Here is a 15,856-nt window from a genome sequence, read left to right on the forward strand (position 1 = left end):
CCCGGCTCGTAAGCTGTATGGGTTGCCTTCGCGCCTTACCGGGTGTGACCGGGCACGCACCGACGAGCCGCCTCACTTGTCCCGCCGCGCGGAGCCGCCACGCGCGCGTGACCGGACCGACCGGAGACACCGTGCCCAGCCCCTACCGCGCCCTGTTCGCCGCTGCCGGCTCCAAGGGCTTCTCCGCCGCGGGGTTCCTCGGCCGGATGCCGCTGTCGATGATGGGCATCGGCGTGGTCACGATGGTCTCCCAGCTCACCGGGCGCTACGGCCTCGCGGGCGCGCTGTCGGCGACGATCGCGCTGGCGGCCGCGGTGGCGGGGCCTCAGATATCCCGTCTGGTGGACCAGTACGGCCAGCGCCGGGTGCTGCGTCCGGCGACGCTCTTCGCGCTGGCCGCGGCGGCCGGGCTGCTGCTGGCCGCGCACTTCCGGTGGCCGGACTGGGTGCTGTTCGTGTGCGCCGCGGGCATCGGCGCGGTACCGAGTCTCGGCGCGATGGTGAGGGCCCGGTGGGCGGCCCTGTACCGGGGCACCCCGCAGCTGCACACGGCGTACTCCTTCGAGTCCGTGGTGGACGAGGTGTGCTTCATCTTCGGGCCGATCATCTCGATCGGGCTGTCCACGGTCTGGTTCCCGGAGGCGGGCCCGCTGCTGGCGGCCTGCTTCCTCGCGGTCGGGGTCTTCTGGCTGACGGCACAGCGGGCCACCGAGCCCGTGCCGCACCCGCGCGAGCAGCGCGGCGGCGGCAGCGCCCTGCGCTCGCCCGGACTTCAGGTCCTGGTGGTGACGTTCGTGGCGACCGGAACGATCTTCGGCGCGGTCGACGTGGTCACGGTCGCCTTCGCCGACGAGCGGGGCCACAAGGGCGCGGCGAGCGTGGTGCTGGCGCTCTACGCGGCCGGTTCCTGTGTCGCCGGGCTCGTCTTCGGCCTGCTGCGGCTGCGGGGAGCGCCGGAAAAGCGCTGGCTGCTGGGCGTGTTCATGATGGCCGTGAGTATGATCCCCCTCCTACTGGTCGGAAACTTGCCGTTTCTGGCCGTGGCGCTGTTCGCTGCGGGACTGGCCATCGCTCCGACGATGATCACCACCATGTCCCTCATCGAAGAGCACGTACCACGCGCCCAATTGACCGAGGGCATGACCTGGATCAGCACCGGGCTCGCGGTCGGGGTGGCGCTCGGCTCCTCCATCGCCGGCTGGGTCATCGACGCGGCCGGGGCACAGGCCGGGTACGGGGTTCCGGCGGTGTCCGGGGCCGTCGCGGTCGCGGTCGGTTTCCTCGGGTACCGCCGGCTCGGCAGGCCGGCTCCGGGTCGGGGAGGCACCCTTGAGCACCACAACGAGCGGGAAGAACGGCACGTGGCGTAACTGGGGCGGCAATGTGACCGCCCGTCCCGCGCGGGAGGTGATGCCCGCCTCCGTCGACGAGCTGGCCGCGGCCGTGCGCCGGGCGGCCGAGGACGGCCTGAAGGTGAAGGCGGTCGGTACCGGCCATTCCTTCACGTCGATCGCCGCCACCGACGGCGTATTGATCCGCCCTCAACTGTTGACCGGCATCCGCAAGATCGACCGTGACACCATGACCGTCACGGTCGAGGCCGGCACCCCGCTCAAGAGACTCAACATGGCGCTGCTGCGCGAGGGCCTCTCGCTCACCAACATGGGCGACATCATGGAGCAGACGGTCTCCGGGGCCACCAGCACGGGCACCCACGGCACCGGCCGTGACTCCGGCTCGATCGCCGCGCAGATCAAGGGCCTGGAGCTGGTGACGGCGGACGGCTCGGTGCTCAGCTGTTCGGAGAAGGAGAACCCGGAGGTCTTCGCGGCCGCCCGGATCGGCCTCGGCGCCCTGGGCGTCGTCACCTCGATCACCTTCGCCGTGGAGCCGGTCTTCCTCCTCACCGCGCGCGAGGAGCCGATGCCGTTCGACAAGGTCCTCGCCGACTTCGACGAGCTGTGGGCGGAGAACGAGCACTTCGAGTTCTACTGGTTCCCGCACACCGGGAACACCAACACCAAGCGCAACAACCGCAGCGCGGGCCCGAGCCAGCCGGTAGGCCAGGTCTCGGGCTGGATCGAGGACGAGTTCCTCTCCAACGGCGTGTTCCAGGTGGCGCAGTGGGTCGGCCGGGCGGTGCCCGCGACGATCCCGACGATCGCGCAGATCTCCAGCAAGGCCCTGTCCGCGCGCACCTACACCGACGTCCCCTACAAGGTCTTCACCTCGCCGCGCCGGGTGCGCTTCGTGGAGATGGAGTACGCCGTCCCGCGCGCGGCCGTCACCGAGGTGCTGCGCGAGCTGAAGGCGATGGTCGAGCGCTCCGGCCTGCGGGTCAGCTTCCCTGTCGAGGTGCGCACCGCGCCGGCCGACGACATCGCGCTGTCCACCGCCTCCGGCCGCGACAGTGCGTACGTCGCCGTCCACATGGCCAAGGGGACGGCGTACCAGGGGTACTTCACGGCCGCCGAGCGGATCTTCACCGCGCACGAGGGCCGGCCGCACTGGGGCAAGGTGCACACGCGCGACGCGGAGTACTTCGCACAGGTCTATCCGCGTTTCGGGGAGTTCACGGCAGTGCGCGACCGGCTCGACCCCGGCCGCCTGTTCCAGAACGACTACCTCCGGAGGGTTCTCGGGGCGTGACCCGATCCGCTACCGGTCCGGCGACCGGTCGCGGCCGCCGTGGCGGAAAACGCATGACGCGATCCCGATCGCTCCGATTCGGGAGATTGCGTGAAGTGTGCCACTTTCAAGATCACAGAAACCGCGTAACGGGCGGCCAAGACGCACCTCTTGCCAGAAGTTGAGCGGCGCGCCAATCCACGCACGTGGCCCAAATGGAGTACTGTTGCGAGCCTTGGGCCCGGGCCCCCTACAGGGTGTCCTGGGCCTTGCTGGACCGCCGGGAGGGGACTAGTTGCACACGGTGACGGCCTTGGTCACTTAGCGTGGCGAATAGGTAACCGTGCCATAACGGCGATCCAGGGCCCGCGCCCGACACGCCGGGCAACTCGGCAAGGTTGTGGCAGGCTGCACCCGGGCAGGCCACACTCGACTAGCGGAAGCAGCGACGCACGTGACGTCGGCAGGCACCACCCGGGAGGTCCCCATGCCCGAACTGCGTGTCGTGGCCGTCTCGAATGACGGCACACGGCTGGTGCTGAAGGCTGCGGACAGCACGGAGTACACGCTTCCGATCGATGAGCGTCTGCGCGCCGCCGTCCGTGGCGACCGTCCCCGCCTCGGCCAGATCGAGATCGAGGTGGAGAGCCATCTCCGCCCCCGAGACATCCAGGCGCGTATACGAGCCGGTGCGACCGCGGAAGAGGTCGCCCAGATGGCGGGCATCCCCGTCGACCGGGTCCGCCGATTCGAGGGGCCGGTGCTGGCGGAGCGCGCCTTCATGGCCGAGCGGGCCCGCAAGACCCCCGTCCGCAGGCCCGGCGAGAACGCCGCGGGACCCCAGCTCGGCGAGGCCGTCCAGGAGCGGCTGCTGCTGCGCGGCGCCGACAAGGACACCGTCCAGTGGGACTCCTGGCGCCGCGACGACGGGACCTGGGAGGTCCTGCTCGTCTACTGCGTCGCGGGCGAACCGCACTCGGCGAGCTGGACCTACGACCCGCCCCGGCGGCTGGTCCAGGCCGTCGACGACGAGGCGCGCTCGCTGATCGGCGAGTCCGACGACCTCTCCTCCCCGGAGCCCAGCTTTCCGTTCGTCCCCCGTATCGCGCGGCTGCCGCGCGACCGTTCGATGGACCGTGCGCTGGAGCGCCCGAGCCTGCCCGCCCAGCCGTCCGAACCGGCCGAGGAGAGCATCGGCGAGCGCGAGCGGGACTCGCTGACCAGCCTGCTGGAGGCGGTGCCGAGCTTCCGCGGCGACATGGTCGTCCCGGAGCGCCCCGCCGAGCCCGTGGAGGAGCCGGAGGAGCAGGAGCCGGAGGCCGAGGAGCCCCCGGCGCCGGCCGCCTCCGCCGGCTCCGCGTACGCCGACGTCCTGATGCCGCGTTCGGTCGGCAGCCACCGCGACCGGCTGATCGGCGCCACCGACCGGCAGGCCGAGGCGGACGGGGTCCGTCCCGGGCGCCGGGCCGCCGTGCCCAGCTGGGACGAGATCGTGTTCGGGACGCGCCGCAAGAAACAGGAGTGACGGGACCGGGACGCCGTACGGCGACACGGTCCCGGCCTTCGCCGGTTCGGGTAATTCGGTTCGCACGACGATCCATACGTACGAAGGGGCCGCACCTGCTCGGTGCGGCCCCTTCCTATCCCCGGATGCGAGGCAGGTCACTGTGGGTCGGGGCCCACCGCGACCGGCCGGGACGGGTCCGAGGACCACTCCGACCAGGACCCCACGTACAGGTCCGCCGGGATGCCCGCCACCGCCAGCGCCAGCACCTCGTGGGCGCCGGAGACGCCCGAGCCGCAGTACACGCCCACGTCGGTGCCGTCGGACGCGCCCAGCGCCTTGAAGCGGTCGTGCAACTCCTCGGCGGGCAGAAACCGGCCGTCGGGGGCGACGTTGTCGGTGGTGGGCGCCGACACCGCGCCCGGGATGTGCCCGCCGACCCGGTCGATCGGCTCGACCTCTCCCCGGTAGCGCTCCCCCGCGCGCGCGTCGAACAGCACCCCGGAGCGTGCCCGTTCGGCGGCACCGTCCGCGTCGAGCAGGCCCGCGGCGCCCGCCACGGGCACGAAGTCGCCCTCCACGCGCGCGGGGACGTCCGTCGAGAGCTCGCCCCGCCACTGCGGCAGCCCGCCGTCGAGGACCCGCACGTCCGGGTGACCCGTCCAGCGCAGCAGCCACCAGGCGCGGGCGGCGGCCCAGCCCTGTCCCCCGTCGTACACGACGACCGGCCGGGCGGCCGACACACCCGCCCGGCGCATCGCCGCGCCGAACTCCGCCAGATCGGGCAGCGGATGGCGGCCTGCCGTGCCTGCCGCGCCCGCGAGTTCGCGGTCCAGGTCGACGTAGACCGCGCCGGGCACGTGTCCGGCCGCGTAGGCGGCCCTGCCGTCGAAGGGCGGCTCGCCGGCCGCCTTCGCCACGGTGAGCTGCCAGCGGACGTCCAGGACGACGGGCGGGTTCTCCCCCGCCAGGTCGCCGCCGAGTTCGGTTGCGGTGATGATGGCGTTCATGGTCCCCATCCTCGCGCACGAGGGTGGCCCCCACGCCCCGCTCCGGCTACTCTGCTCGGCCGGACCGGGTCGATCACGGGGTGTACGGGACCGAGCACATGCCGTACAGGCCGTCGCCCTACGGCGACCACCGCGTGTATCCCGGCGGAAACCCCCCATCAGGCATCCTCCGAAGGCGGAAGCGACACGGCCACCACGAGGGGCCGGGGAGAGAGGGACGATGACCGAGGCACCCGGGTCGGCCGGCCCGAGGGGCGCAGAGCAGGCCCGGTACGCGCCCGGTACACCCTGTTGGGTGAGACTGATGGTGCATGGGTTGACGGCCACGCAGGAGTTCTACGGCGCTCTCTTCGGCTGGGAGTTCCAGCCCGGTCCGCAGCAGCTCGGCCCCTACGTCCGGGCCCTCCTCGACGGCCGTGAGGTCGCGGGGATCGGCCAACTGCCCCCGGACCGGCATCTCCCAGTCGCCTGGACCCCGTATCTCGCCTCCGACGACGTGGACGCGAGCGCCGAGACGGTGCGGCTGTGCGGCGGCACCATCGGGGTCGGCCCGCTGGACGCCGCGGAGGCCGGGCGGCTGGCGATCTGCTCCGATCCGTCCGGCGCCGTCTTCGGCATCTGGCAGGCGGCGGCCCATCGCGGCACCAACATCACCGGGGTCCCCGGCGCCCCCGCCTGGAACGAACTGGTGACCTTCGAGACCGCGAGCGTCACCAAGTTCTACGAGACGGTCTTCGGCTACACGCAGGAGGCGGAGGTGTCCGCCGACTTCGACTACGTGACCCTGCACATCGGCGGGCACCCGGTCGCCGGCATCCACGGTGTGGGCAGCGCCCTGCCCCGGGACCGGGGTCCGCACTGGGTGACGTACTTCGAGGTGGCCGACGTGGACGCCTCCCTCGCACTCGTCACCGACCTTGGCGGCCACGTCCTCGGCCCGGCCCGCGACAGCGCCTACGGCCGCGTGGCCACCGTGACCGACCCGGAGGGCGCCCGCTTCGCCCTGATCGAGGGGCCTTGCTGAGGCACGGCCGGACGCGCCGCCGACTTCACCGGGACCGGGACCGAGAGCGATCCAGGGCGGTGTCCGGCGCGGCGAGCTCCGTGGCGCGTTCCGTGGCGAGCTCCGTGACAAGTTCCTCGACGGCCGCCTGCCAGGCCTGTACCTGGGTGTGGCTCGGGCCCATCTCGTCGTGGTGGTACTTGCAGCCCGTGCTGAGCCCGCTCCACAGGGCGTGGGCGCGGCGGGCCAGGTCGGGGCCGGCGTAGTGGCGCAGGCAGAGGAGCTTCGCCCGCGTGGTGACCCGGCGGAGTCCGGCCTCCTCGGCGGTGAGGACCGCGTCGACGGCCGCCTCCAGGGCGATCCGCAGGGCGTAGGCGGCACCCCGGGCACGGCTGCCCGGGGTCAGCGGGCCGCCCAGGCCCGCGGTGAGGAGGCTGTCGGCGGTCGCGAGGAGTGCGGCGACGGTGGCGGTGTCGGCGCTCGTGGGCGTGGCGGGCATCAGACGTTCCCCTCCTGCTTGCGGATCCGGTGGGCGAGGTCCTCGACCTTCCTGACGAAGGCGACCGGGTCGTGCGGGAGGAACCCGTCGGGGTGGGCGCCCCGCTGGCACTGGTGGATCAGGGTCGTGCTCTCGCCTCCGTACAGGGCGCGCAGCCGGCTCCTGACCTCGTCGTCGTGGTGGACGAGACCGTCGTCGAAGAGGGCGAAGGACGCGAGCGGGACGAGCCGGTCGGTCCGGTCGATGGCCGCCTGGAGGGCGTCGGCGCTATGCCCGGTGCGGCTGCGGCGGAGCCAGGCCGCCTCGACGATCGCGATCGCGAGGGCCTCGCGGCACAGGGACGGCAGCACGTGCCGCAGCGCCGCGTCGGGGCAGTTGGGGGTCCTGGCGAGGGCCAAGGCGTCGCCGATGGCCTCCGAGACCGGGTCGGTCCCGTCCGTGACGTCCACCTTGGACCTCTCGCCGCGCTCCACCTTCAGCACGGTCACGGGCAGGCCCTGGCCGCGGAAGGCGTGCGGGAGCCGGGTGTCGTGGGTGAAGACGACGACCTGCCGGTCACGGCCGAGTTCGTCGAGCACCTGGGCCAGCCCGTCGACCTTCGCCGGGTCCATGGACTGCACCGGGTCGTCGATGACGACGAACCCGAAGGGGCTGTCGGCGGTGGCGGCGCGCGGCAGGAACAGGGACAGGGCGAGCGAGTGCAGTTCGCCCTGGCTCATGACGCTCAGCGCCGGGGCCTCGGCGTCGTCGACGGTGACGTCCATGACCAGCTTGCGGACGGTCGCCTTCTCGCTGCCGTGCATCCTGACCGGCTTCAGGTCGACGCTGCTCTGCCGGCGGAGCTTCTCCCAGATCCGCTGCGTGTGCTCGGCGAAGGCGTCGAGGCGCAGGTCACGGATCTCGGTCGTCAGCTTCTTGATCCAGGTCAGCGCGGCGTTCGTCTCCGTCCTGCGCGACTTCTCGGCGGCGACCTGCCGGGAGAGCCGCGTCCACTCGGCCAGCAGGCCGACGACCGCGCGCCAGCGTTCGTCCAGGGCCGCCAGTTCCTCGCCCGCCTTCCGCGCCACGACCTCGCACGCGTCCGCCAGCGTCACCGCGGCCCGCAGCGCGCGCTCGGCGAGTTCGGCGGGGTCGGTGATCCGCCGGCAGTCGCTCCAGGCCCGCCAGGGCTCGCCGAGCACGGCCGGGACCTCCCGCGGCGGGAGGACCAGGTCGTGCACGGCCCGCGTCGCGGTCCGCAGCCCGGCCTCGGCCTCGCGTACGGCGTCGGCCTCACGCAGCAGCGCGGCGATCTGCGCCTCCGCGCGCGAGGCCCACTCCCGGTCCAAAACCTGTTCCGTGCCGCACACCGGGCAGGCCGTGTCGTCGGCGTGGCGGTCGCTGTGGCTCAGGGCCGCCTGGAGCAGCTGGGCTCGGCTGTGCGCGTCGGCGGCCACCGTCCCCTTCAGATCCTCGACGTCGGCGAGGGCGTGCCGCAGCGCGTCGACGGCGACACCGACCCGGTCGAGCTCGGGCCCCTCCGCGGCGGCCTCCAGCCGCGCCTCCCGCAGCCGGCCCTCGTCGGCGGTGGGCACACCGGCGATCAGGGCGTCGAGCGTGGCGTAGTCGGGCCCGCCGTCCTTCTCCTCCATCTCCTCCATCGCCAGGAGGGCCTTGACCGCCCGGTCGTCGTGGCCGACGCCCTCCAGGGCCGCGAGCAGCAGCGGCTTCTTCTCCTTCTCGGCGTTCACGGCCGCGTCGAGTTCCTTCCTCGCCGCCGTCAGCCGCCGCACGGCGGCGTTGAGGTGGTCGAGTCCGAGGATCGCGGCGATGTTGTCGTACATCTGGGCCGGCTTGCCGTTGATCAGGTTGCCGAGATCGACGTACGACAGGAACGGCCGGTAGGTGCGCGTGGCCTGCTCCCAGCCGACCTGCTCCAGCGGGACGGTGCCGTGCCCCGGCCGCCTGAGCACGGCCCGCGACTCGGCGAAGGTGTCGCCGGTCCAGGTGCGGGTGAGGGTGCTCGGCGACGGGTCGCCCTCGACGGTCAGCCTGGCCTCGACGGCGGTCTGTTCACCCCGGTGCAGGTTGCGCCAGCGGACGGCGTGGCTCGGGTGCTGACCGGCGCCGTGGGCGTTGGTGCCGGTGAACAGGGTCTCGACGGCCTCGGCGATGCTCGACTTGCCGGAGCCGTTGCGCCCGACGACGAGGGTGACACCCTGCTTCGGCCGCAGGTTCAGCCGCGCCTCACCGCCGACGCCGCGGAAGCCGGTGACGGTGATCTTCCCCAGGTAGACGGGACGGGCGGGGGCGTGGGACTCCCCCGCGCGACCCGTGCCACCCGCGCCACCGGTGCCGCCCGCGCCGCCGGTGCCGCCCGTGTCGTCTTCGGCGGCGCCGAGCGCCTCGCGGACGAGAGCCTTCGCCCCGTCGGTGAGCTTCGGGTCCTGGGCCAGGCGCGCCTCCACGAGCTGGGGCAGCGGCAGCGCGTTGTCGTGGTGCGGGTTCGGGTGCGGGTGCGTGGTGGGCGTAGCGTCCATGGGGTGCCTCCCGGGGTTCCGTCGCTGATGTGGTGGAACCGTAGGAGTGGGGCGGCGATGTACGACTTCTCTGACCCGATAACCCTGGTTATCAAGTCAGTTGAGGTGCTTGGTTCATGTATCGCGGAGTGGCGCACTCGGCCCACACCGTCTTGCCCGGGCCGTCCGGGCGCGGGTGCCAGTCCCAGCGGGTCGCGAGATGCGATACGAGGACCAGTCCCCGGCCGGCCTCCTCCTCGCCGTGGGGGTGGTGGGCGTGACGGGGGCGGCGGGGGTGGCGTTCGGCGCGGGTGTCGGTGACCTCGACGCGTACGGTGGCGCCGTCCGGTGGGGTGTGGAGGCGGAGATGGAAGTCCCGGCCGGGGACGTGCCCGTGCCGCACGGCGTTGGCGGTGAGCTCGGCAACGATCAGCACGATCGCGTCGTGCGGGTCGGTGCCGTACGGGATGCCCCACGCGTCCAGGCGTACGGCCGCGAGATGGCGGGCGAGGCGGGCTCCGCGGGGCGTGGAGCTGAAGCGCATCTCGAAGGTGCGGTCGCCGGGGGCGCCGGGACCGCCGGGACTGCCGGGGAAGGCGGGTTGGATGGAGTTTGTGGGTTTCGTCGTCCCGCCGACGACAGTGCCCCCGGTCGCGTAGCGTGACTACTGGTGACGCAGCGACAGGGATCCGCTGTACGCGAGCTGTACGCGCGTGTACGTGCTGCGCGCCGTTACGGCGTCCCGTCCGGGACGTTGGGGGCGTGGGGGCGTGGCAAAGCAAGGAGACGCGCGTGACGGAGTTGACGGAGCGCGAGGGCGCGGTGGCGGGGGCCGAGACGGTTCCCGGGGAGCCGGAGAACGACGGCAAGGGCACGGTCGTGAGCCTCGGGGACGGCTGGGACAGCGACGACGGGGCTGGAACCGGGTCCGGGGCCGGGCCGCGGCCGGAGGAGGAGGCCGGGCGGGGTGTCGTGGTCGCGTTCGGGCAGAGCATGAAGACGCTGCGGGTACGGGAGGGGCTGGAACGCGAGGAGTTCGGGCGCCGGATCGGGTACTCGGCGTCCACGGTCGCGTCGTTCGAGCAGGGGCGGCGGATTCCGTCACCCCGGACGATCGAGCGGGCGGACGAGGTGCTGGGGGCGGGCGGGTTGCTGTGCCTGTGGAAGGAGCAGGTGGAGCGGGCGCAGTATCCGGTGTTCTTCCAGGGGATGGCGGCCTTGGAGAAGGAAGCCATTGAGCTGCTCTCCTACAGCACACTCGTGTTCAACGGCCTGGTGCAGACCGAGGAGTACATGCGCGCGGTGTTGGGCATGCGGTGCCCAATCCTGGACGAGGAGACCATCGAGCAGCGGGTCGCAGCGCGACTGGCTCGCCAGGACATTTTCGACCGATGGCCCGCACCGCTCCTCAGCTTCGTGATCGGGGAGGCAGTACTGCGTCACCCGTATGGCGGAAAGCACGTACTGCGGGGGCAGTTGGAGCATCTGCTCTTGATCGGCCAGAAGCGGAACGTCGCAATCCAAGTCATGTCGCTCGACTGCCAGGTCAACGCGGGCGTAGACGGACCGTTCACAATCGTCACGCGCAAGGACGGCAAGAGGTTCGTCTATGCCGAGGCGCAAGGAACCAGCGCCCTCCAGACCGACCCGGAACAGACAGCTCTCGCCGCCGCACGCTATGGGATCATCCGATCACAGGCTCTCACTTCGCGAGAGTCACTGGAACTCATCGAAGGGGTGCTGGAATCGCTATGAACAGCGCTGAGTCCTTGACCGCCACCTCCGGCCTCGCCTGGTTCAAGAGCAGCTACAGCGGAGCCGAAGGCGGCGAATGCGTAGAGGTCGCACCCGGTACGGCGGTCGTGCACGTCCGTGACTCCAAGGCCGTCGCCGGGCCCGTACTCACGGTCTCGCGTGACACCTGGGTGGGATTCGTCGGGCTGGCCGCGTCGGAGCGGCGCGTCTGACGCTCGTACACACGGCAAGAGCCCTGCCCCTTCCTGTCGGGCGGGCAGGGCTCTCGTCGCATCCGGACACCAGACCGGGGCTCACCCCGGTGCGCTAGCGGAGCGGGCAGGTGAGGGCTGGGTGATGGACGTTCGGGCAGCACACGACGTTGAGCGAGACGATGTTGCCCGAACGGTTGTAGTACGCCCAGCTCACGTCGACGCCGCCCGGTAGGACATCGAGCGCGTACGCGCGTCTGCCGTCCAGACCGGCGTCTGGCCGGCCCTCCTCCCCTTGCCCGGTCGGCGGGTTGTCGAGGAAGTGCTTCGTCAGCCAGTCCACGGCGGTTGCCGCGTCGGTCCATGTGCGCTCGGGGGAGGCCTGGTTGCGCTTCATGAGCCAGTGACCCGACATCATCGGCGGCAGCGAGGAGACGGGGAACTCGGCCGCGACCTCGCGGTAGCGGGCGAGTGCTTCCTTCGCCTTCTTGTCGTCGTCGGAGGCCGGCGCCGGCGGAGGGTTGGGATGGGGCGGTCGCCGGTCGCCCTCGCGGTGGTAGCTCTCCGGAGACCCGATCCATGGCCCGAACCCGTGGAAGTGCCCTGACCAGCTCATATGCGCCTTTCGCCAAGGGGGCGGGCCGCTCTCGCGCGCGCGAGAGCGGCCCGCCGGGATGAGAGGTGTAGCAGGGTCAGGCGGTCAGACCGCGCTCCGTCACCCACCCGAGGGCGAAGTCGTCCAGCTCGCCCGCGGTGAAGCGCAGCTCCCTGCCGGCGCCCTCCGGCTTGGAGTCGCGGACGATGAAGGAGTCGGCGGCGCCGGGGATCGCGGCGAAGTCGACGCAGCCCTCGGTGCAGGGGCCGCCGCAGTAGTTCTTGGTCTCGACGCCGTCTGCCGGGAGCGTGTAGAGGTTGCTGTCCATCGGGTAGTCCTCTCTGGTGCAACTGCGTTGCGGAGACGCGTTCTCCGCTCCGTGGTGCGCTTGCTGACCCACCCCCGGCCCGACCTTGGACGTGACAGGTCGGGGGTGGGCGCTGGACCCCGCCCATCCGTACGGGGGACGACGGACGGGCGGGGAGCTATGAGGCGCGACGTGCGTCCAACTGCTGGGTGTAGGCCCGGACGTACCGGCGAGACCAGTCACAACACCCTTCGCAGGCGAAGCCCGGAGCCGTGACGCCGTTCACCGTCACAGGACCTATGAAGATCACGGACTGGTCCGGCTTCCGGCAGAGCCAGCAGAGGCCCACCAGCCACGTCTTGGCGGTCATGCCTCTTCGGCTCCGCTGGCTTTCTGGCAGACCGACAGCAACGTGCTGGCGAAGATGGCCGAGTCGCGCATGTAGGCGTACGCGTCGTGGGCGGGAGTGCGGCTTGTTGGCCGGTTACTCGCAGCCACGTGGCGTTCCACCATGCGGAGGAGACGCAAAGTGTCTTGGCTCTCGTCCTCTCCGAGGCACTGCCCGACGAGAAGGTTCAGGTGTCCGATCAGCTCACCGGTTCTGCCGTCGATGTCCTTGCGTGTCGACGTGCTGAGCTTCATGCCCCAAGCCTGTTCGACGGTCTCGGAGATCGTCTCCACGTGGATGGGCAAACTGCTGGCCTCGGCCTCTGTGATTACGGGTTCCTCGGTCACACTCGCCACCACGCTTCTCCCTTCGATGCCGCCTTTGCGGGTTGGGTCCGTGGACGAACGTAGAGCGGGTGGTTCCCAAGTCCCAAGAAGATTGCGCGAGTTTGCAGCAAGTCGATTGACGGCCTCGAACAGGCTCGCCACCATCGAGATGTCGCGCAAACCGGCGCAAGGCAGCGGACGGGAGAGCCACCATGAAGCTACGGTTCCTCGGTAAGAACTCCACCCCCGGAGACAGCCCCACCCTGTACGCAAGCGATCAGGAAACCTACGTCATCCAAGGCTGGAAGGTGTACGCGAACGAACTGCTCATGCAGCTCGACGTGCCGGCGGGACAGACCGTGATCGAGGTCCCGACCGAGTTGTTCGAGCACCTGACCAAGGACGGCCAGGAGTCCGGCGAGGTCAGGCAGTTCACGGCCCCGATCATGCTCGTCACCGAACAGGGAACATGTGTCCTTCAGGGACCGGAGATGCACGACGCCGAGGCCCTGAGCCAGATGCGGATGCCCGACTATGAGACCTGCATCGAGGTCCCCAAGTCCTCGATCACGGCCCTACTGGAGGAGAACAGTGGACCTGATCACCCCAGCGCAGCGTGACGAGCTGTTCAACCAGTTCGAACGGGACGCCTTCCACCTGGAGTTGAGGGACGACTACGGGTCGCCCATCGAGGACACCCCGTACGTCCGCTGGAAGCGGGGCGAGCCCGACGACTACGCCTGGCTCAACGACTGGACGACGCTGATGAAGCGCGTCACGGGAGAAGGCAGGACCGTACGCCGCGTCCGTGTCGTCACCGAGCCGCACAGCCAGTACGTCACGTGGGAGCACTCGCTCACGCACCTCAACATCGAGATGGGCGAGGACATCCGATGGCTGCCGCGACACCGGTTGCCCGAAGGCGTCACCTTCCCCGTGCAGGGGAACGACTGGTGGCTCTACGACGACCGCCTCCTCGCCGTAGGCCACTTCGACCCCGAAGGGCGCGTGCTCGGGTCCGAGATCGTCGAAGACCCGGACATCGTGGCCGAGTGCGTCAGCCTGCGTGACCTGCTCTGGGCCGTCGCCATCCCTCACGTCGAGTACAAGCCCTGACCCATCAGTGAGCACGCAAGCACAAGAGGCACGAGAGGCGCTGGGCGCCCGGCTGCGCGGATTCCGCAGGGATGCGGGATTCGCGAGCGGCCGGGCGCTCGCTCGCGCGCTCGGGTGGCAGGAGTCGAAGGTCTCGCGCCTCGAAAACGGCAAGCAGAACGCCAGCGAGGAAGACATCAGGACCTGGTGCGCCGCGACTGGGCACGACGGAGAGATCCCTGACCTGATCGCCACGGTGCGCCACATCGACGAGCTGTGGCTTGAGTGGCGCCGGCAGCTGGCAACCGGGGCAGAGAAGAGGCAGCAGGCGGCCATACCGGTCTACTCGAAGACCAAGGTCTTCCGGATCTGGCACCCCACGGTCGTGTGGGGGACTCTCCAGACAGCGGAGTACGCGGCGCAGACCCTCAACCAGGTCAGGGACTTCTACGAGATTCCCGACGACATCGAAGCCGCCACGGCCAAGCGGCTGGAGAGACAGCAGTACCTGTACAGGGGCGACAGGATCTTCAACGTGGTACTCGCCGAGCAGGCGCTCTACACCAACTTCGGGGGCGCGGAAGTGATGAAGGGGCAACTTGACCGCCTGCTCGCTGTGATGCGGCTGGCCCGGCTCAGCCTCGGCATCATCCCGAGGGCCGCGCCCATGCGCCTCTGGCCCGGCAACTCCTTTTCGATGTTCGACGACAAGCTCGTCCTCGTCGAAACGTACTCGGCGGAGTTCTCGGTGACACAGCCCCGAGAGATTGAGCAATACGCCAAGGCGTTCGCGCTCTTGCAGCAGTCGGCGGTCTACGGGACCGCTGTTCGAGACCTCATCTTCGCCGCACTCCAGCACTATGACCGGATGCCAACCGATTAGGAGACGATGACCATGATGCCCAACTGGCGAACCAGTTCTTACACAAAGTCCGACAGCTGCGTCGAGGTCGCCGACAACGACCCGAAGAAGGTCATGGTCCGCGACACGAAGGACCGTGACGGCGGATCCCTGGCATTCCCGCCGTCGTCCTGGTCCGCGTTCGTGGCGTTCGCGATGGAGGTCAGGCTGCCGGGGTGAGGGCGACGAGGAGCGGGCCTGCGGAGTTGTTCCAGCCACGGTGTCCCGTGTGACGTGGGCGGGATACGTCGCACCGGCCACGTCTGAGCGGTGCGGCTGGCACTCGTACAGTCATGGGGCCCTGCCGACTCGAACTCGGGTCGGCAGGGCCCTCGTTGTGGCTGCTGCACTGATCCCGCGCAGGGACTACTGGGTGCCGAGCCAGCTTTCGAAGAGCATGAGGTGTTCGCCCATGGCGCCCAGCGAGGTGGGGCTGTGGTCGTACTGTTCGGAGAGCGCCACCTCGTAGACCTTGTACGCCGGTTCCGCCTCCTGGCCGGCAGCGTCCATCGCCGCGAGCGTCTTGAGCGCTTCCTCAATGTTGCCGTTCTCGGCGCTGGTCACAAGCCTGGGGCAGAGTTTCTCGGAGATGTACTCGCACAGCTTCATGAGCTGGCGCCCCGCGCGGGTCGCCCGGTCCTGGATGGCTTCCGATCGTGCCCGGTCGAGGGCGTCTTGGAGCTCGGCCTCGTCGTCCTCGTCGCACCAGATGCGCCGTGCGGACGCCTCTCGTTCCTCGAGTTCCTGCTGAGAGTCACGCCGTAGCTCCTCCCAGGTGAGGGTGGGGTGGGCCATGTCTTCCGGGGGCAGCTCCGGCAGAGACTCGATCGCCGCCGGGTCCGGGAGCGTCGCGCCTTCCCAGAGCGCTCGGAGCAGGAGGACCTGGCGGAGTACGGGCAGCAGGCGGTCGGCATCGGTGGCTCCGCGGATCTCGTAAACCGAGCGCTGCACCGCCGAGTAGTCGCAGTCCGCGATGTGCCCGTCCAGCTCCCAGCTGAGTTCGGAGATGGTGGAAGAGATGTGCCGGATCTCGTCGAGCAGGTCCTCGTAGGCCTCCCCCACGCCGTCAGCGATCCGGTGTGCCTCCTCCGCCTCGCGCACCTGCCGCTCCAGCTTGGCGACGAGATTCGTTAACTCACTCATGTAACCCCCATGG

Annotated in this window: 18 protein-coding genes; 10 read left to right on the forward strand and 8 right to left on the reverse strand. The window is 70.4% G+C overall.

The annotated features are described in order from the left end of the window. Window positions 1-131 precede the first annotated feature (131 nt). From AQJ58_RS09575 to sepH, 3 genes are all read left to right on the forward strand, one after another. On the forward strand, window positions 132-1,370 hold the full coding sequence (locus AQJ58_RS09575; protein WP_067247799.1) for an MFS transporter: 1,239 nt from the start codon (window positions 132-134) through the stop codon (window positions 1,368-1,370). Beyond that, entirely contained in the window at window positions 1,330-2,649 is a 1,320-nt protein-coding gene (locus AQJ58_RS09580) for a D-arabinono-1,4-lactone oxidase (RefSeq protein WP_067247328.1), read from the forward strand. The genes AQJ58_RS09575 and AQJ58_RS09580 overlap by 41 nt, the downstream gene beginning before the upstream one ends. A gap of 466 nt (window positions 2,650-3,115) precedes the next feature. After that, the gene (sepH, locus tag AQJ58_RS09585; RefSeq protein ID WP_067247331.1) at window positions 3,116-4,153 is read left to right on the forward strand and encodes a septation protein SepH; all 1,038 of its coding nucleotides are present in this window, start codon (window positions 3,116-3,118) and stop codon (window positions 4,151-4,153) included. Between the two features lie 137 nt (window positions 4,154-4,290). On the opposite strand, the gene AQJ58_RS09590 is transcribed toward sepH, so the two are convergent. Continuing rightward, on the reverse strand, window positions 4,291-5,142 hold the full coding sequence (locus AQJ58_RS09590) for a sulfurtransferase (RefSeq protein WP_067247334.1): 852 nt from the start codon (window positions 5,140-5,142) through the stop codon (window positions 4,291-4,293). 220 nt (window positions 5,143-5,362) lie between these two features. On the opposite strand from AQJ58_RS09590, the gene AQJ58_RS09595 reads away from it, so the two are divergent. Further along, window positions 5,363-6,166, forward strand: a complete 804-nt coding sequence (locus tag AQJ58_RS09595; protein ID WP_067247337.1) for a VOC family protein — start codon at window positions 5,363-5,365, stop codon at window positions 6,164-6,166. Between the two features lie 25 nt (window positions 6,167-6,191). Here AQJ58_RS09595 and AQJ58_RS09600 read toward each other — a convergent pair whose 3' ends face one another. The 3 genes from AQJ58_RS09600 to AQJ58_RS09610 all read right to left on the reverse strand — a co-directional run bounded on the left by AQJ58_RS09600 (window position 6,192) and on the right by AQJ58_RS09610 (window position 9,749). Further along, a complete protein-coding gene (locus AQJ58_RS09600) occupies window positions 6,192-6,644 on the reverse strand; it encodes a hypothetical protein (protein ID WP_067247339.1) in 453 nt (150 codons plus the stop codon). Next, on the reverse strand, window positions 6,644-9,163 hold the full coding sequence (locus tag AQJ58_RS09605) for an AAA family ATPase (RefSeq protein ID WP_067247342.1): 2,520 nt from the start codon (window positions 9,161-9,163) through the stop codon (window positions 6,644-6,646). The genes AQJ58_RS09600 and AQJ58_RS09605 overlap by 1 nt, the downstream gene beginning before the upstream one ends. 91 nt (window positions 9,164-9,254) lie before the next feature. Continuing rightward, window positions 9,255-9,749, reverse strand: a complete 495-nt coding sequence (locus tag AQJ58_RS09610; RefSeq protein ID WP_324613750.1) for an ATP-binding protein — start codon at window positions 9,747-9,749, stop codon at window positions 9,255-9,257. 194 nt (window positions 9,750-9,943) lie between these two features. Here AQJ58_RS09610 and AQJ58_RS09615 point away from each other — a divergent pair, with 194 nt between their 5' ends. Both AQJ58_RS09615 and AQJ58_RS09620 read left to right on the forward strand, forming a co-directional pair. Beyond that, the gene (locus tag AQJ58_RS09615; RefSeq protein ID WP_079078837.1) at window positions 9,944-10,897 is read left to right on the forward strand and encodes a helix-turn-helix domain-containing protein; all 954 of its coding nucleotides are present in this window, start codon (window positions 9,944-9,946) and stop codon (window positions 10,895-10,897) included. Continuing rightward, the gene (locus AQJ58_RS09620; RefSeq protein ID WP_067247347.1) at window positions 10,894-11,109 is read left to right on the forward strand and encodes a DUF397 domain-containing protein; all 216 of its coding nucleotides are present in this window, start codon (window positions 10,894-10,896) and stop codon (window positions 11,107-11,109) included. Before AQJ58_RS09615 ends, AQJ58_RS09620 begins: the two co-directional genes overlap by 4 nt. A 94-nt stretch (window positions 11,110-11,203) precedes the next feature. Here AQJ58_RS09620 and AQJ58_RS09625 read toward each other — a convergent pair whose 3' ends face one another. The 3 genes from AQJ58_RS09625 to AQJ58_RS09635 all read right to left on the reverse strand — a co-directional run bounded on the left by AQJ58_RS09625 (window position 11,204) and on the right by AQJ58_RS09635 (window position 12,884). Next, entirely contained in the window at window positions 11,204-11,704 is a 501-nt protein-coding gene (locus AQJ58_RS09625) for a hypothetical protein (protein ID WP_067247350.1), read from the reverse strand. A gap of 76 nt (window positions 11,705-11,780) precedes the next feature. Further along, the gene (locus AQJ58_RS09630; protein WP_067247352.1) at window positions 11,781-12,011 is read right to left on the reverse strand and encodes a DUF397 domain-containing protein; all 231 of its coding nucleotides are present in this window, start codon (window positions 12,009-12,011) and stop codon (window positions 11,781-11,783) included. A 345-nt stretch (window positions 12,012-12,356) separates the two neighbouring features. After that, window positions 12,357-12,884 carry a hypothetical protein gene (locus AQJ58_RS09635; protein WP_159056226.1) on the reverse strand — a complete coding sequence of 176 codons (528 nt, stop codon included), beginning with the start codon at window positions 12,882-12,884 and terminating at the stop codon, window positions 12,357-12,359. A gap of 32 nt (window positions 12,885-12,916) precedes the next feature. On the opposite strand from AQJ58_RS09635, the gene AQJ58_RS09640 reads away from it, so the two are divergent. The 4 genes from AQJ58_RS09640 to AQJ58_RS09655 are packed head-to-tail and all read left to right on the forward strand — an operon-like array spanning window position 12,917 to window position 14,880. Further along, a complete protein-coding gene (locus tag AQJ58_RS09640) occupies window positions 12,917-13,324 on the forward strand; it encodes a hypothetical protein (RefSeq protein ID WP_067247357.1) in 408 nt (135 codons plus the stop codon). Beyond that, complete coding sequence (locus AQJ58_RS09645) at window positions 13,296-13,820, forward strand: DUF6879 family protein (RefSeq protein WP_067247360.1); 525 nt, start codon at window positions 13,296-13,298, stop codon at window positions 13,818-13,820. Before AQJ58_RS09640 ends, AQJ58_RS09645 begins: the two co-directional genes overlap by 29 nt. 7 nt (window positions 13,821-13,827) lie before the next feature. Further along, a complete protein-coding gene (locus tag AQJ58_RS09650) occupies window positions 13,828-14,682 on the forward strand; it encodes a helix-turn-helix domain-containing protein (protein WP_079078800.1) in 855 nt (284 codons plus the stop codon). A gap of 15 nt (window positions 14,683-14,697) precedes the next feature. Next, window positions 14,698-14,880 (forward strand): DUF397 domain-containing protein, encoded by a 183-nt coding sequence (locus AQJ58_RS09655; protein WP_420712145.1) that lies wholly within the window; start codon window positions 14,698-14,700, stop codon window positions 14,878-14,880. Window positions 14,881-15,066: 186 nt separating this feature from the next. On the opposite strand, the gene AQJ58_RS09660 is transcribed toward AQJ58_RS09655, so the two are convergent. Then, entirely contained in the window at window positions 15,067-15,843 is a 777-nt protein-coding gene (locus tag AQJ58_RS09660) for a hypothetical protein (RefSeq protein ID WP_067247365.1), read from the reverse strand. Window positions 15,844-15,856: the final 13 nt, after the last annotated feature.

The sequence above is a fragment of the Streptomyces sp. DSM 15324 genome (assembly GCF_001514285.1).
Lineage (GTDB): Bacteria > Actinomycetota > Actinomycetes > Streptomycetales > Streptomycetaceae > Streptomyces.

Coding starts and splice junctions, on each gene's coding strand:
- sepH (WP_067247331.1), top strand. CDS start 3,116: ATGCCCGAACTGCGTGTCGTGGCCGTCTCGAATGACGGCACACGGCTG.
- AQJ58_RS09595 (WP_067247337.1), top strand. CDS start 5,363: ATGACCGAGGCACCCGGGTCGGCCGGCCCGAGGGGCGCAGAGCAGGCC.
- AQJ58_RS09660 (WP_067247365.1), bottom strand. CDS start 15,843: ATGAGTGAGTTAACGAATCTCGTCGCCAAGCTGGAGCGGCAGGTGCGC.
- AQJ58_RS09600 (WP_067247339.1), bottom strand. CDS start 6,644: ATGCCCGCCACGCCCACGAGCGCCGACACCGCCACCGTCGCCGCACTC.
- AQJ58_RS09605 (WP_067247342.1), bottom strand. CDS start 9,163: ATGGACGCTACGCCCACCACGCACCCGCACCCGAACCCGCACCACGAC.
- AQJ58_RS09630 (WP_067247352.1), bottom strand. CDS start 12,011: ATGGACAGCAACCTCTACACGCTCCCGGCAGACGGCGTCGAGACCAAG.
- AQJ58_RS09640 (WP_067247357.1), top strand. CDS start 12,917: ATGAAGCTACGGTTCCTCGGTAAGAACTCCACCCCCGGAGACAGCCCC.
- AQJ58_RS09625 (WP_067247350.1), bottom strand. CDS start 11,704: ATGAGCTGGTCAGGGCACTTCCACGGGTTCGGGCCATGGATCGGGTCT.
- AQJ58_RS09590 (WP_067247334.1), bottom strand. CDS start 5,142: ATGAACGCCATCATCACCGCAACCGAACTCGGCGGCGACCTGGCGGGG.
- AQJ58_RS09655 (WP_420712145.1), top strand. CDS start 14,698: ATGCCCAACTGGCGAACCAGTTCTTACACAAAGTCCGACAGCTGCGTC.
- AQJ58_RS09620 (WP_067247347.1), top strand. CDS start 10,894: ATGAACAGCGCTGAGTCCTTGACCGCCACCTCCGGCCTCGCCTGGTTC.